General features: G+C 38.3%; 15 protein-coding genes. 14 read left to right on the top strand and 1 reads right to left on the bottom strand.

The window, feature by feature from the left end:
• From EO119_RS08170 to EO119_RS05990, 14 genes are all read left to right on the top strand, one after another.
• On the top strand, nucleotides 1-202 hold a 202-nt coding region (locus EO119_RS08170; protein ID WP_206168796.1), incomplete at its 5' end, for a hypothetical protein.
• 160 nt (nucleotides 203-362) lie between these two features.
• Nucleotides 363-797, top strand: a complete 435-nt coding sequence (locus EO119_RS06050) for a DNA/RNA non-specific endonuclease (RefSeq protein WP_164723734.1) — start codon at nucleotides 363-365, stop codon at nucleotides 795-797.
• Nucleotides 798-801: 4 nt separating this feature from the next.
• Nucleotides 802-2,352 (top strand): immunity protein YezG family protein, encoded by a 1,551-nt coding sequence (locus EO119_RS06045; protein WP_164725688.1) that lies wholly within the window; start codon nucleotides 802-804, stop codon nucleotides 2,350-2,352.
• A 17-nt stretch (nucleotides 2,353-2,369) separates the two neighbouring features.
• Nucleotides 2,370-4,028, top strand: a complete 1,659-nt coding sequence (locus tag EO119_RS06040) for a ShlB/FhaC/HecB family hemolysin secretion/activation protein (RefSeq protein WP_126941027.1) — start codon at nucleotides 2,370-2,372, stop codon at nucleotides 4,026-4,028.
• Nucleotides 4,029-4,124: 96 nt separating this feature from the next.
• Nucleotides 4,125-5,360 (top strand): serine hydroxymethyltransferase, encoded by a 1,236-nt coding sequence (glyA, locus tag EO119_RS06035; protein WP_126941026.1) that lies wholly within the window; start codon nucleotides 4,125-4,127, stop codon nucleotides 5,358-5,360.
• Nucleotides 5,361-5,383: 23 nt separating this feature from the next.
• The gene (upp, locus tag EO119_RS06030; protein WP_126941025.1) at nucleotides 5,384-6,010 is read left to right on the top strand and encodes a uracil phosphoribosyltransferase; all 627 of its coding nucleotides are present in this window, start codon (nucleotides 5,384-5,386) and stop codon (nucleotides 6,008-6,010) included.
• A 71-nt stretch (nucleotides 6,011-6,081) separates the two neighbouring features.
• Complete coding sequence (gene radA / locus EO119_RS06025) at nucleotides 6,082-7,458, top strand: DNA repair protein RadA (protein WP_126941024.1); 1,377 nt, start codon at nucleotides 6,082-6,084, stop codon at nucleotides 7,456-7,458.
• An 83-nt stretch (nucleotides 7,459-7,541) separates the two neighbouring features.
• Entirely contained in the window at nucleotides 7,542-8,675 is a 1,134-nt protein-coding gene (locus tag EO119_RS06020) for a PIN/TRAM domain-containing protein (RefSeq protein WP_126941023.1), read from the top strand.
• 12 nt (nucleotides 8,676-8,687) lie between these two features.
• Nucleotides 8,688-9,854 (top strand): 2-C-methyl-D-erythritol 4-phosphate cytidylyltransferase, encoded by a 1,167-nt coding sequence (gene ispD / locus EO119_RS06015; RefSeq protein ID WP_009354150.1) that lies wholly within the window; start codon nucleotides 8,688-8,690, stop codon nucleotides 9,852-9,854.
• 3 nt (nucleotides 9,855-9,857) lie between these two features.
• Nucleotides 9,858-11,297: a glutamate--tRNA ligase gene (gene gltX / locus EO119_RS06010; RefSeq protein WP_126941022.1), complete on the top strand. Its 1,440-nt coding sequence runs from the start codon at nucleotides 9,858-9,860 to the stop codon at nucleotides 11,295-11,297.
• A 24-nt stretch (nucleotides 11,298-11,321) separates the two neighbouring features.
• The gene (gene cysS, locus EO119_RS06005; RefSeq protein ID WP_126941021.1) at nucleotides 11,322-12,770 is read left to right on the top strand and encodes a cysteine--tRNA ligase; all 1,449 of its coding nucleotides are present in this window, start codon (nucleotides 11,322-11,324) and stop codon (nucleotides 12,768-12,770) included.
• Nucleotides 12,760-13,218, top strand: coding sequence for a Mini-ribonuclease 3 (locus tag EO119_RS06000; protein WP_164723732.1), 459 nt, complete (start codon nucleotides 12,760-12,762; stop codon nucleotides 13,216-13,218). The genes cysS and EO119_RS06000 overlap by 11 nt, the downstream gene beginning before the upstream one ends.
• 662 nt (nucleotides 13,219-13,880) lie before the next feature.
• Nucleotides 13,881-14,600 carry a 23S rRNA (guanosine(2251)-2'-O)-methyltransferase RlmB gene (gene rlmB, locus EO119_RS05995; RefSeq protein WP_126941020.1) on the top strand — a complete coding sequence of 240 codons (720 nt, stop codon included), beginning with the start codon at nucleotides 13,881-13,883 and terminating at the stop codon, nucleotides 14,598-14,600.
• Between the two features lie 10 nt (nucleotides 14,601-14,610).
• Nucleotides 14,611-15,147: an NYN domain-containing protein gene (locus EO119_RS05990; protein ID WP_126941019.1), complete on the top strand. Its 537-nt coding sequence runs from the start codon at nucleotides 14,611-14,613 to the stop codon at nucleotides 15,145-15,147.
• 179 nt (nucleotides 15,148-15,326) lie between these two features.
• Here the strand turns inward: EO119_RS05990 and rpsT are convergent, their stop codons facing one another.
• Entirely contained in the window at nucleotides 15,327-15,587 is a 261-nt protein-coding gene (gene rpsT / locus EO119_RS05985) for a 30S ribosomal protein S20 (protein ID WP_009354152.1), read from the bottom strand.
• Nucleotides 15,588-15,695: the final 108 nt, after the last annotated feature.

Raw genomic sequence — 15,695 nt, 5'->3', positions numbered from 1 at the left:
TACTAAAAGTTTTCATTCAATGGATGATGAAGATATAAATACTTTTTATATGTTGTATAAAAGAATACCAGATATTGAAGTATTTTTGTCTTCTATAGAAAAATCTCATTTATCTTATAAAGATGGAAAAAAAGTGGCACAAGGTCTCCGAGAACTAAACAATTCCTTAATTAAAGAATATATGAAGAGGAATGAGAAATAAACAATACTTCTAAATAATAGTTAAAACCTAGATGTTATGCAGAAATCTATGAGTATCCTTTAAACAATCTACTACTGAAACGGCAAGTCCTAATACAAACACAACAAGCTTAGCTGATAGTCCAGATATTTATCGGAATGGTGAGCAATATAAACCAGGAGTGGGAGCTAGACAATTAAAAGAAAACATTATATATGAGAGTAAAGGGTATTATTACCAAACTGATGAATTGGGGCGTATAAAAGCGGCCCAAGGTGAATTGCGATTAGAAGATGGCGTGAGAAATAAGGGGGATCAATTAAAAGCAGGTGGTGATGACCGATTACCAGGTGACCATGGTGGGCATCTAATAGCTAAAATCTTTGGAGGATCAGGAGAGTTAGATAATCTAGTTGCGATGGATAAAATTGTGAACACTGTAGAATATAGAGAATTAGAAAGGGTTTGGTATAAAAGATTAAATGAAGGTAAAAAAGTAGAAGTTACAATTGATGTTAAATACGAAGAAGTTAATAAGCGACCAACGGGATTTGATGTTATATATAAAGTAGATGACAATCCTGAGGTTATTCAGTTTCTTCCTAATGGAGGATGAATATATGTTTGTAAAAGAAATGAAAGATGAAGTAGCAATTAAGTTGACTGACTTACTAAAAGATAGATTAAATATTTTGTTACAAGATAATTGGGAAAGTTTAGTTTTTTTTGGACAGTGCTGGAGGTCAAGTTTAGCACCAAGATACATAATTACTTTTGAGGATGGAACATATATCATGGAGGGAGAGCTATTTTGTTTTTCCTCTGAACGTATTGGAGATAGGTCATTTTTTAATATGTTAGTGGATAATTTTCTCAAAGTATATAAGTTTAAGAATAAGGATAATGTGCACACTCTTAATATACTGAATATTGAGATTGGAAAAAATGGAGATTCTAGATATACATATAGCGAAGATTTGTATGGTAACTATGAATATCCACATACACCGTATATTTTATGGTCATATGTAGAGGTAGGAAATACAAAGGGATTTATAAGGGAGGAGGAAATAGAAGCAGAAAAGTATATTGATAAGTACAGTTTACAACCTAAAAGAATATTACAGCGTAGAACAAAAACTCTTAAAATACCTGATTTGCTAGAGAACTTGCTCTATAAACAAATTATGTATATCAATAGGTATTTGCCTAGTAAAACTAAAAAACTATACTTTCATTTAGATAGGCTGCATGAAAATTGGAAACTTAGTCTTTACATTAATACTATAGATAATAACTGGACACGAATTAGAAATATACAATCTAATGATAAGATGTGTACATATCAAGAGTTAATTATCTCATTAAAAGGAAGTATTGATGAAATTGATGAGTTGCATCGTATTTGCAGCAAAATGTATACATCTATTGACTACATTTTCGACGTTTCCACCGGTGAACTCTCTTATGTATATGACAATGTCACAGAAGATAATTTTACTGATGAGCTAGCTTTAGTAGAAGCTTGGGAAAAAAGATATTTCTCCCCAGATGGGGAACCACTGCTTACGCATGCAGTAGCACCCCATGAAGGATGTATCACAGGGACTATGCACATAGATATGTCTCAGTTTATTGAAGAGGAGGAAGAAGAAGTGGTTAGTGTAGATCCAGCTATAGAATTTACAGGGGAAGATATTCACGATTTGATTCCACAATATCTTCAAAATAGTTACGATATTTTGTATTCTATCTTGCCAGGTACATATCAGCGGATATACCTATATGTAGAGAATGATGGAACGGTATGTCGTCAACTAGGGTATATCATTGTCGATGGTGAATACCTTACTTTTGAGGAAATGATAGACCATAAGGTGGTTTCTAAGGCGACTTATGATGCTACAATGGAACAACTAGCACTGTGGTCGAATTACATGCGAAATGCATTTATTGCTTGTCATCTTGAACCGTGGACGGTGTTCTCCTATATGATAGATGAAGAACGACATATTTCTACTAACTTTGGTTACGATGTATTAGCAGAACAAGCCTATGACAATGAACTCTTTGACCTTTGGTCTTATGAAAAATTAGGAATTAAGAGTCCTAACTTGTCTGAAGAGAAGATAGCATCTATTGTTCCAGAAAATGAGTATGCCAAATTTTAATATGAAGGAGTCTAGGATTGACAAATCATAAAATAGTTACAGGCCTTGCTTGTTTGTGTATAGGGGCGCTTTCTCATAGTGTTCATGCTAATACTATAGACGAGCAAGGTAAACTGCTAGAGCAGATGGAGCGTTCTATATCTCATGTAGAGCAAAAGACACCCCCAGCTTTCACAGTTATTACAGAAGAGAAAGTATCTGAAAAGGTGAATCTACTATCCAATTATGCACCAGAATTTTTAATTCATCATATTGAACTTTCACAGGTTCCACCAGAGTTTAGTTTTCTGCAAACCATGGTGGCTAAGAAAGAACATCAATCGTATGGGGTAGAAACAATTAATACCTTGTTGCAGGAACTTAATACAGCATTACTAGATAGAGGTTACGTTACCTCTAAGGTCTATATGGAGCCTCAAAATATAGGAAGTGGCACACTTCGCTTATCCTTGCTGGTAGGAACCGTGGAAGAAATACAATTTAAGGGCGTGGCAGGTAATTATACAAACGCAATAGCCTTTCATAAGGGGCATATCTTAAATATAAGGAAGATAGAACAAACGGTAGATAATCTAAATACAGTGCCCCATCAGAAGGCTACGGTACAGTTACAACCGGGAAGTAAGTTAGGTACATCTATAGTGGTATTTCAGATAGAAAATAGGTCTAAAGTAGAGGTCACCACAGGATTTGATAATTTCGGTAATGAAGGAACAGGACGCTTTCAAGGGAATGTGTCCATCACGGTAGGTAGACCATTAGACCGTAGTGATACCTTGTACTATAGCTTAACTAGATCTAGACACTCAGATAGCATCAATACAAGTACATCAAATTATGTATCATATCAAATACCTATTGGATATGATAGTATTACCTTTAGCCATTCTAATTCAGACTATCAACAACGGGTTGGCTATGCCATTAAACCTTTTATTTCTAGCGGTAACTTTACTAGCAGTGAATTACGATGGAAACACGTATTGCACAGGAATAGTCAACAGATTACAGAATTAGTGCAAGGTCTTACGCATAAGACAAGGCATTCTTTTATCAATGGTAGTGAAATTGATGTGCAACGGAGAAATACCACGTCTTGGTCTATAGGAATACACCAAAAACGATATAGCAAGAATGGAAGTCTAGATTGGTTAGTGCAATATGAAAAGGGTGTTCCTTGGTGGGCTAGCCCTGGTCCTACTGATCATTTAGGAGAAGCCACTACACAATATCATATATATACGGGGAAAGTGAACTATCAGCGTACAATGACTCTTTGGAACCGGAAAGCAACCTATACAATGGAAGCGAAAGGACAGTATACGAATAGTAATCTTTACAGTAGTGAGTTCTTTACCATTGGTGGATGGTATACGGTGCGTGGGTTTACCGGCGATAGAAATCTAGCCGCAGAACGAGGGTTCTATGTACGGAACACCTTAGATGTATCATTAAATCAGAATCATACAGTGTATGTAGGTTTAGATTATGGTAAAGTATACGGAAAATCTACGGAAGATATATTGGGTACAGCGTTATGGGGCGGAGCGATTGGTATGAAAGGACACTATGGAAGTGCTAACTATAATATATTCTTATCCACCCCGTTACAAGTGCCAAACGGTTTTACAGTGCCATATCGAGTCCTAGGAATACAGATGAGTACTGCCTTCTAAGCACGGTTAGGTGATTCACTAATTTACCTTGCAAAAGGCTGTGATTATTACTATAATAAAGGATAGATTAATATGTTTCTTTCACAGGAGGTTACCATGAGCTATGTAAAACAGCAAGACCCTAAAGTTCAAGAAATGATTGAATTAGAGTTGGGTCGTCAACGCAATAAATTAGAAATGATTGCATCGGAAAACTTTGTGTCTCAAGCTGTGATGGAAGCACAAGGTAGCGTATTGACAAATAAATACGCAGAAGGATATCCACATAAACGCTATTACGGTGGATGTGAATATGTCGACATGGTAGAAGAGTTGGCTATTGAAAGAGCGAAACAACTATTCGGCGCAGAACATGTGAATGTACAACCTCATTCTGGCTCTCAAGCAAACTTTGGCGTGTACTTTGCCTTATTAGAGCCAGGCGACACTATTATGGGGATGAATTTATCCCATGGTGGACATTTAACACATGGATCTCCAGTGAATGTATCTGGTAAGTATTTTAATATTATTCCTTATGGCGTAGATGCAGAAACAGGTCGCATTGATTATGAGGAAATGCGTAAAATTGCGCAAGAGCATAAGCCTAAAATGATTATCGGTGGTGGCAGTGCTTATTCCCGTCAAATTGATTTCAAAACCATGGCAGATATTGCCCATGAAGTAGGCGCAATTTTCATGGTGGATATGGCACACTTTGCTGGCTTAGTGGCAGCAGGATTGCATCCAAATCCAGTGGAATATGCTGATATTGTAACTACCACTACACATAAAACATTGCGTGGACCACGTGGTGGTATGATTATGTGCAAAGAAGAATATGCTAAAGCGATTGATAAATCTATCTTCCCTGGTATTCAAGGTGGTCCATTGATGCATGTCATCGCTGCCAAAGCAGTTGCTTTTGGTGAAGCATTACAACCAGAATTTAAGGAATATGCAAAACAAATCATTGTGAATGCCCAAACATTAGCTGATGCGTTACAAGAAGAAGGTTTTACTATCGTATCTGGTGGTACCGATACGCATGTATTATTAGTAGACCTACGTACTGTAGGCTTAACTGGTAAAGTAGCTGAACATGTACTAGATGAAGTAGGTATTACATGTAATAAAAATACAATTCCATTTGATCCGGAAAGCCCATTTGTTACATCTGGTATCCGCCTAGGCACTCCAGCGTTAACAACTAGAGGTTTACATGCAGAAGATATGAAAGAAATTGCAAGTATCATTTCTTTAGTATTAAAACAGCCAGAAGATACTGCTGTATTAGCAGAGGCTAAACAACGTGTAGCAACACTTTGTGAAAAATATCCAATGTATGCTTAATTAATAAAAAGGAAGTAAGTAAGATGAACGTAAATGTAATGACACATCCTTTGATTCAACATAAAGTAACGTTGATTCGATCTGTAGATACTGGGACAAAAGATTTCCGCCAATTATTAGAAGAAATCGCTTTGTTAATGGGCTATGAAATCACACGTGATTTGCCATTAGAAGATGTAGAAGTAGAGACCCCATTGGTGAAAGCAATTGGTAAACAAATTGCAGGCAAAAAATTGGGTATTGTGCCTATCCTTCGTGCTGGCTTAGGTATGGTGAATGGTTTGTTAGAATTAATGCCAATGGCAAAAGTAGGTCATGTAGGTATGTATCGTGATCCAAAAACATTGCAACCAGTAGAGTACTATTGCAAATTACCATCTGATTTGGCTGATCGTCGAATTATCGTGACAGATCCAATGTTGGCTACAGGTGGTAGTGCAGCAGCAGCGATTTCTTTATTGAAAGAAAAAGGTGCTAAAGAAATTCAATTAATGTGTCTAGTAGCAGCCCCAGAAGGTGTAGAAGTTGTGAATAAAGCGCATCCTGACGTACGCATCTATGTAGCTGCATTAGATGAAAAATTAAATGACCATGGATATATTTTACCTGGTCTTGGTGATGCGGGAGATCGTATTTTCGGTACGAAATAAACGGTGTTACCCGAAGAGTAGTGCGCGTTTCTTTTCAGTGACGCGCATTATTTTTATAAGAAAGGGTATATATGGCTAAAAAGAAAACAGTTTTTTTCTGCTCAGAGTGTGGAAATGAATCATCGAAATGGTTTGGTCGTTGTACTGCTTGTGGTGCTTGGAATACGGCGGTGGAGGAAGAACTGCAACCGGAAGTTAAAACAAAGCATGTAGCGTCTTATCGACCGGTAAAAGATGAAGATAACAAGCCCAAGGCTTTGACAGAGATTGAGGTAGGCGCTATAGCCCGAATTACATCTGGATATGGAGAAATTGATCGTGTTCTTGGCGGTGGCATTGTACCTGGTGCGTTAATCTTGCTAGGTGGGGACCCAGGTATTGGTAAGTCTACCTTACTGTTACAAGTGTCTGGTCGTATTGCAGAAGAGTCAGGTAAAGTCCTATATGCATCTGGAGAAGAATCAGATATGCAGTTAAAGCTGAGAGCTCATCGACTAGGTATCAATTCTTCCAATCTCTTAGTGCAGGCAGAAACTAATTTAGATACCATATTGAATGAAGCTAAACGAAGTCAACCAATGTTACTTGTTATTGACTCTATCCAAACTATGTATGTAGGTTCTGTAGAATCTGCACCGGGAAGTGTCAGTCAAGTTCGTGAATGTACAGCAAGATTGTTACGCTTTGCAAAAGATCAAGACATTCCAGTCATCATCATTGGTCATGTTACCAAAGATGGTACTATCGCAGGACCTCGTATGTTAGAGCATATGGTAGACGTAGTATTGTATTTTGAAGGAGAACGGTCCTATCAATTTCGTATTTTACGAGGAATTAAAAATCGATTTGGATCTACATCGGAATCAGGATTATTTACCATGGAAGAAGAAGGGTTAGGTGAACTCCTCAACCCATCAGCTACTTTATTAGCAGAGCGATCAGAAGAAGAGACGGGTTCTGCCATAATGGCATACTTAGAAGGAGTACGACCTATCTTGGTAGAAGTGCAGAGTTTAGTGGTATCCACTGCCTTTGGTATGCCACGAAGAACGGCTATTGGGTATGATTTAAATAAGCTGATTTTACTACTAGCAGTATTAGAAAAACGCTGTGGCTTTACCTTAGGTAACAAAGATGTGTATGTTACTATTATTGGGGGCTTAAAAATTAATGAACCTGCTTGTGACCTAGCCATGGCAGTAGCCATAATTTCTAACTTAAAAAATAAGCCTGTACCTCCAGATATGGTGATATTAGGCGAAGTAGGATTGACAGGGAATATTCGTAGTATTCCAAGAATAGAACACCGAATTGCAGAAGCCAAGAAATTAGGGTTTAAACAATTTGTGATTCCTGCTGGGAATGTAAAACAGTTGAAAGGAATACAAGAAGGTATCTCCATACAAGGGGTGACTAGTATTCAAGAAGTGATGAAAAGTATTTTCTAACCCTATGTGCAGAGTCTTTACTATCAAGTATTCATTAAAATTACACGTAGGGCTAGTATACTAAAAAAAGAGGAGGTGACCATATGATCTATAAATTATTGCGCTATGCTATTGCTATTTTATTTGGCAGTATGGGGTACGTCGGAGCAGATGCACTATCAACACTTATGGTATCTATATGGGATGAAAAGATGCTGCAAATGGGTGTATTTGGAATCTCTGCAGTGATGATATTGTACTATACTATAAGTATCTTACTGGCAGCTTTTATCGGCTATTTAGTGTCCCAGTATATTTTGCGTATAGGATTAAGAGTAGCAAAACAAATTGAACGTATTTTAAGTCGAGTTCCTAGTCAACAACTAGTAGCTGGCACGATAGGATTATTATTTGGACTCATTATTGCTAATTTAATTGGTATGGCTTTTGAGCGTGTACCAATTATTGGCTCATACTTACCTATCGCGCTCAGTGCTGTATTGGGATATATAGGGATTCGTTTGGGGATGGATAAAGGGCCAGACTTATATAAAGCTATGGTATCTTATACGTTTAGAGGATTGCTCAATAAGGGTAGATCACCTAAAGAATCTAAAGTAAAAGAAATCCGAACTTGTTCTGCTAAGGTTTTAGATACATCGGTTGTCATTGATGGCCGAATTTTAGATATTGTGAATACAGGATTTTTGGAAGGTCCTTTCATAGTGCCTGTATTTGTACTAGAAGAATTACAAAAATTGTCTGATTCTGCGGATACTTTGAAACGTAATAAAGGCAGACGAGGGTTAGACTTACTACAGACAATGCGTGAAAAATTAACAGAATCTATGGAAATCATAGATGTTGATTATGAAGATCTGTCAGAAGTAGATTTGAAATTGATTCGCCTTAGTATGGATAAACATTGGAAGCTCATAACTAATGATTTTAACCTGAATAAAGTAGCTACATTACAAGGAGTTGGGGTGTTGAACCTAAATGATCTAGCAAATGCTATTAAGCCCAAAATGACGAGTGGTGAAACCTTACTAGTACGTATTATGAAAGTTGGTAAAGAACCACATCAAGGAGTTGCCTATTTAGATGACGGTACTATGATTGTTGTGGAAAATGGTGTAGACTATGTGGATCAAACAGTAAATGTAGTAGTTACCTCTGTATTACAAACCAGTGCGGGACGAATGATTTTTGCCCGTGTAGAGGAATCAAATTCCTAGAAAGGGAGTACCATGATTAGTTGTATCTTATTAGCGGCAGGTGCAGGACGCCGAATGGGCTATACAGAGAATAAAGTGTGTATGCCGTTGGGACAGTATACAGTGTTACAATGGAATTTACATCACATGAAACAATGGGAAGGCTTGGAAGAAGTCATTGTGGTTGTATCGGAAGAAGATCAACTCTCGATTCAAGAACAAGTAGAAGCTATGCAGGTACCGTGGATGGTACAATATGTTATTGGCGGTGCAGAACGACAAGACTCTGTAGCCGCTGGACTTTCACAAGTATCGAATGGAGCAGAGATTGTATTAGTGCATGATGGTGCAAGACCATTGGCGAACAAGGAGTTAGCTCATCGAGTGGTTGAGGGGGCTAAAGTATATGGAGCTGCAGTGCCAGCCATTCCTGTAGTAGATACGATAAAACGTGTGAATGCAGAGGGATATGTAGAAGAAACATTAGTACGTTCTGAATTATATGGAATGCAAACGCCACAAGGGTTTCAAACTGCTATTTTATTAGATGCTTATGTATATGCGGAAGAACACAGATATAAAGGAACCGATGATGTGTCTTTAGTAGAGTTTCAAGGAAATCCAGTGCACATTGTGGAAGGGGATAGAAAAAATATTAAATTAACAGTCCCTGAAGATGTGGCAATTGCTAAGAAGTATTTAGGAGTAGAATCAATGATGCGTATTGGTTATGGTTATGATATCCACCGTTTCAAAGAGGGACGACCTTGTGTATTAGGAGGGGTAACTATCGATAGCCCTATTGGTCCTGATGGGCATTCTGATGCGGATGTGTTGATTCATGCCCTTATGGATGCTATGCTAGGGGCTGCAGGTATGCGAGACATTGGCTATTATTTTCCTCCAGAAGATGATGCTTTCAAAGGGATTTCTAGTAGGCTATTATTAGAAAAAGTGGTACAATTATTAAAGGACTCAAATTTTGGAATCTACAATGCAGATATCATGGTCATTGCAGAAGCTCCAAAATTGAAACCTCATATTGAAAAAATGAAAGAAAATCTAAGTGTGGATTTAGGTATCCCTCTTAGTAGAATTAGTATTAAAGCAACGACAAATGAAGGGTTAGGTGCCTTGGGAAGAACAGAAGGTATAGCCGCACAAGCTGTTGTTTCAATGTATGAAAGAGAGGAGTTATAACTCATGAAAGTTCGTTTTGCACCGAGTCCAACCGGTCCATTTCATATTGGTGGAGCTCGTTCCGCATTATTTAACTATTTATTAGCTCGCAAGGAGCAAGGTACATTCTTATTGCGCGTGGAAGATACTGACCAAGCTCGTTCTACTCGTGAAAGCGAAGAAAACATTAAGGCTGCTCTTAAATGGCTTGGTATGGACTGGGATGAAGGTGTTGACGTAGGGGGCGAACATGGTCCATATCGCCAAACAGAACGTTTAGATATTTACGAAAAAGTAACACAACAATTGTTAGAATCTGGTCATGCTTACGAATGTTATTGTTCCCAAGAAGAATTAGATTCCGTTCGGGAAGAGCAATTAGGTCGTGGTGAAACTCCAAAATATAATGGTCATTGTCATCATTTAACGGAAGAACAAAAAGCTGCCTACAAAGCAGAAGGACGTAAACCAACCATCCGTTTACGTGTTCCGTTGCATGAAACAGTAGCTTTTGATGATATGGTTCGTGGTCATGTATCCTTTGAGTCTAATGGTATTGGAGATTTCGTTATTGTTAAATCCGATGGAATTCCTGTCTATAACTATGCCGTTGTGGTAGACGATCACACAATGGGTATTTCTCATGTTATCCGTGCGGAAGAACATTTATCTAACACACCACGTCAAATCGTGATCTATAAAGCTTTGGGCTGGGATGTACCAACATTTGGTCATATTTCCTTGATTATGGGCAAAGATGGCAAAAAAATGAGTAAACGACATGGTGCTACCTCTGTTGAACAATACCGTGAGTTGGGATACTTACCAGAAGCGATTGTGAACTTCTTAGCCTTACTAGGCTGGGCTCCTGAAGGTGAGGAAGAACTATTCACTAAGGAAGAGTTGTGTCAAAAATTCTCTATGGATCGAGTGGCAAAAAATCCAGCTGTCTTTGATATTGATAAATTAAATTATATTAATTTCAATTATATGAAACAATTGACACCAGATGCATTATATGAATTATGTTTACCTCATTTGGTAAAAGCTGGCTACGCTAGTGAAAGTCCGTCTACAGAGGAACAAGCATGGCTCACAATGCTTTGTACTTGCGTGAAAGACCATATTAGTTATGGTGCTCAAATCGTAGATGAAGTAAATATGTTCTTCCAAGATGATATCCTAGAAGATGCAGAACATGCAGAAGAGATTGCAGCTGTGAAAGCAGAAGAATCCTATCCAACAGTAATTGGGACTTTTAAAGAAAAAATTGAAGCTATGGATGAGATTACCCCAGATGCTGTCAAAGCAGCAATCAAAGCGATTATGAAAGAAACAGGATTAAAAGGCAAATTTGTATTTATGCCAATTCGCATTGCTACCACAGGTCAAATGCACGGTCCTGATTTGAATTATATTATTACCTTATTTGGCAAAGAAAAAGTACTTCGCCGTCTAGGCTAAGTGCATACAAGGAGGCTATTTCTAATGAGAGAACTGACCGTTTTCAACACGATGACTCGTGAAAAATCAGTATTCCAACCTGTGAAAGAAGGGGAAGTTAGCATCTACGTATGCGGTGTAACACCATATAATCATCCTCATATTGGTAATGCACGTCCTTTTGTAACTTGGGACACCATTCGTCGTTATTTGAGCCATGTAGGCTATAAAGTAACATATATACAAAACTTTACAGATGTGGATGATAAAATCATTAATACGTCTAATGGTGAAGGGGTAGCATGGAATGTAATCTCTGATCGCTATATTGATGCCTACTATGATGTAATGGATGCATTACATGTGCGTCGTGCCGATGTATATCCTCGTGTGTCTACGCATATGGAAGAAATTATTTCCATGATCACTACATTAATCGACAATGGCTATGCCTATGCAGTAGATGGTGATGTGTACTATCGTGTAGAGAAATTTGAGCATTATGGTAAGCTATCTGGTCGTACTTTAGACGATATGGAAGCTGGTGCTCGTGTAGATGTAGATGACCGTAAGGAAAATCCAATGGACTTTGCTTTATGGAAAGCGGCAAAACCAGGCGAACCATTCTGGGAAAGCCCTTGGGGGCAAGGCCGACCAGGTTGGCACATTGAATGTTCTGCTATGAGTCAAAAATATTTGGGCGAAGAATTTGACTTCCATGGCGGTGGATCTGACTTAATCTTCCCTCATCATGAAAATGAAATTGCCCAATCTGAAGGATGCTCTGAACACCATCCAGCTGTACGTTATTGGGTGCATAATGGTTTCATTACGATTAATCAAGAAAAAATGAGTAAATCCTTGAACAATTTCTTCTTGGTGAAAGATATTTTAGAACAATATAGTGCAGATGCATTACGTTTCTTCTTGTTGAGCACACATTATCGTAGTCCATTGGACTTCAGTGATGAACGCTTAGATGAAGCGACTAAGGCTATTGAACGATTCCAAACCGTGATTGACAACTTACTGTACTTAGAAAGTCGTCCAGAAGGATTGTGTGAACTGGAAGCAGCAGAATTATTGAAAAATGCTCGTAACTATAAAGAAGAGTTTGAAGCAGCTATGAGCGATGATTTCAATACAGCGTTAGCAACAGCACCAATCTATGGTTTGGCAAAAGAAATTAACATCTATTACCAATCTGTTCAAAGCTGTGATGGCACTGTATGCCATAGTACTATTGGTGAAGTTAAAGAAATCTTTAAAATGATGTTAGATATTCTAGGTTTATTAGAAGAGGGCTGGAAAGGTCAAGAAACTAGTAATGAAGAATATAATCAATTAATGGAAGTCATCTTGAATATTCGTCAATGTGCTCGTGATCAAAAACAATGGGGCATTGCAGACTCCATTCGTGATGAATTGGCCAATATTGGAATTGTCATCGAAGATTCCCCACAAGGGGCACGGTGGAAAAAACGTGAACTTTAATCGATACAAACAGCTACGATCTATGGCGATTGATAAATTAAAATCTTCAGTGAAAGTAGAAGCAAATGGAGAGGGTCCTTTAGAGGACTCTCTTATGCTTGCTTATATTGGAGATGGTGTATATACTTTATTTATCAGAAATCGTGTAGTAGAAACGGGCATTACAAAAACACAAATACTTCATGATGTAGTGACGTCATTTATCAATGCAAAAGCACAGGCGAAAGTATTACAGGCATTAGAGCCAACTCTGACAGAGGAAGAGTTATTAGTGGCAAAACGGGCTCGCAATAGTAATGTGCATGTACCGAAAAGTGCCAGTGTACAGGAATACCGCATGAGTACAGCCTTTGAGGCGTTGTTGGGGTATACCTATCGCAAGGGGGATGAAGAGAGACTTACTACTCTCATGGAATTCGCTTTTTCTGAAACGTTGTCACATTTATAAAGTAAAAATCGCGACATATTCCTCCACAAACTGATCCTACGGTAGGTTTGTTCTGGAACATGTCGCGCTTTTTACTATAGACTGGCTCTGACAACGTTTCAGCGGGTGTCGCTTAGAGGAAAGGGAAGAGCACGGCATACCCCCTCTCAAACGGTATTTCATAATGTTTGTTCGGGGGCATACCGTGCTCTTCTTGTGTTTTCTAGATTAGAAAAAATTGAACGTGACATCGTATAGAATGTATCGCACTTTTTCATTATATGCTAGTGGCAGTGATAACGTTTCAGCGGATGGTGCTCAGAGGAGAGGGAAGTGCGCCACACATTCCTCCACAAACTGATCCTACGGTAGGTTTGCTCCGGAACATGTGGCGTTCTTCTAGGTTTTCGGCTAATCATCAAAAAGCCACAGACTTCTTATAGCAAATACAATATATCTTCATGGAAGTCTATGGCGTATTTCTTTAAAAGTATATAGGATGACAACGTTTCAGGGGGGCGCTCATGTGTTATGTTGGGGTTGTCCTCTTTTAATGGTATAATAGAGTAATAGCTAGTAGTAGCTAGTTTTTATAGATTCTGATGATATGACATAGATGCTATGTAATGGTAATAGCTTAACTAATATAGGTCGTATTACTGTTGGGAAGGTTTGAGGTTTTCATGGATACGTTTATTGTAGGTCGTAATGCTGTGCGTGAGGCGCTGAAGTCGGATCGTGGGATTCATCGTATTTTAGTGGCAGAAGGTAAGCAAGGTGGCTCTCTTTCGGAGATATTGGGCTTGGCAAAGTCTAAGGGTATTGAGGTTCGTCGCGTGAAGGAACGGGATTTACAGAAGTATCCTAGTGACGTGCCGAATCAAGGTGTGGTAGCCTTGGTGAATGCGGTGAAGTTTCAAGAGCTGCAAGATGTATTGCTCAAGTGTACGGAAGAGCATCCGTTGTTGATTTTAACGGATGGTGTGGAAGATCCTCATAATATGGGGGCCATCATTCGTACGGCAGAGTGTGTTGGTGCTACGGCTGTATTGATTCCCAAACGTCATAATGCGCCTATTAATGCGACGGTAAGTAAAACCTCTGCAGGGGCTGTAGAATCGATTCCTTTGGTGCAAATTGGTAATGTAGCACAGACCATTGAGCAATTAAAAAGTCAAGGATTCTGGGTGATGGGTGCTCATATGGATGGGACTGTGATGTATGATGTCAATATGACAGGTCCTATTGTATTGGTCATTGGTAATGAGGGAAAAGGTCTAAGTCGATTGACAAAGGAATTGTGTGATGTATTGGTAACGATTCCTATGTTTGGAACCATTAACTCATTAAATGCATCGGTAGCAGCAGCGGTCCTTTTATATGAAGCGAGACGTCAACGATAATAGGTATACTATGAAAAAAGATATTTTAATTGTAGATGGGTATAATGTTATTTTTGATTGGGCTGACTTGAAATCACTCAGTAAGGAGTCTTTAGAACATGCCCGATTAGAATTACGTCATAGATTACTCAATTATGGGACCTATAAGGGATATAAAATTATTCTTGTATTTGATGGTAAGCACGCACCTTTTACAGCAGATGAACAACGTATATCTGCAGATTTTATTGAAGTCTTTACAGGTACCCATGAGACGGCAGATGCTTATATTGAGCGTGAAGTCTTTAGTAAAAAGGGTCAATATAAAACAATCTATGTAGTAACAAGTGATGGGGAAGAACAAAACCAAATTTTAGGATTTGGAGGATTACGCATATCAGCACGTGAATTACGTCATCAAATAGACTTAGCTAAACAAGAAGAACGAAAACGATATACAGGTTATCATCAACGTGATGCTATGACATTACAACGTAATGAATTAGGTGCACATATTGATGGGGATGTGGCGGAAAAGCTTGAACGAATACGACGAGGGGAGCTATGAAAGTAGCTCCTTTTGTTATAATTGCCTTGATAATTTTTATAGAGGAATACTAGAATCAGTAGATACATGCATACATACTAGTATCTTACGGTGATTCTAGAACATAGAGGTGATATATAAAAAAGAGGGTTAACTAAGAGAAATAGTATTTCTCCTTGTTAACCCTCTTTTAGAGTTCATTATAGAGCATTTACTTTAGCTGCTAAATTGGATTTTTTGCGAGCTGCAGTATTTTTATGAAGAACGCCTTTGGAGGCTGCTTTATCAATTACGCTTGTAGCATGAACTAGTGCTTTTTTAGCTTCTTCTACAGCGCCTGCTTGAGCAGCTTCTACAGTCTTACGAGTAGCTGTACGAATTTGAGATTTTACAGCAGAATTTTTCGCACGACGTTCAGCATCCGTTTTTACGCTTCTAATACTGGATTTAATATTTGGCAATTGAGTCACCTCCTTGTGATTTACTGTATTATTACTAAAGTAGTATATCATAGGGCGTACAGTTTTGCAACTATTTTTATATTTACTCTAAGGAATATTGGCTTATAT

Source organism: Veillonella sp. CNR 79/14 (assembly GCF_003992185.1).
GTDB lineage: Bacteria > Bacillota > Negativicutes > Veillonellales > Veillonellaceae > F0422.
Note: the sequence above shows the minus strand (reverse complement) of the source record. Positions and strands in the feature narration are given on the sequence as shown.

Coding starts and splice junctions, on each gene's coding strand:
- EO119_RS06020 (WP_126941023.1), top strand. CDS start 7,542: ATGATCTATAAATTATTGCGCTATGCTATTGCTATTTTATTTGGCAGT.
- glyA (WP_126941026.1), top strand. CDS start 4,125: ATGAGCTATGTAAAACAGCAAGACCCTAAAGTTCAAGAAATGATTGAA.
- ispD (WP_009354150.1), top strand. CDS start 8,688: ATGATTAGTTGTATCTTATTAGCGGCAGGTGCAGGACGCCGAATGGGC.
- radA (WP_126941024.1), top strand. CDS start 6,082: ATGGCTAAAAAGAAAACAGTTTTTTTCTGCTCAGAGTGTGGAAATGAA.
- upp (WP_126941025.1), top strand. CDS start 5,384: ATGAACGTAAATGTAATGACACATCCTTTGATTCAACATAAAGTAACG.
- EO119_RS05990 (WP_126941019.1), top strand. CDS start 14,611: ATGAAAAAAGATATTTTAATTGTAGATGGGTATAATGTTATTTTTGAT.
- rlmB (WP_126941020.1), top strand. CDS start 13,881: ATGGATACGTTTATTGTAGGTCGTAATGCTGTGCGTGAGGCGCTGAAG.
- gltX (WP_126941022.1), top strand. CDS start 9,858: ATGAAAGTTCGTTTTGCACCGAGTCCAACCGGTCCATTTCATATTGGT.
- EO119_RS06045 (WP_164725688.1), top strand. CDS start 802: ATGTTTGTAAAAGAAATGAAAGATGAAGTAGCAATTAAGTTGACTGAC.
- cysS (WP_126941021.1), top strand. CDS start 11,322: ATGAGAGAACTGACCGTTTTCAACACGATGACTCGTGAAAAATCAGTA.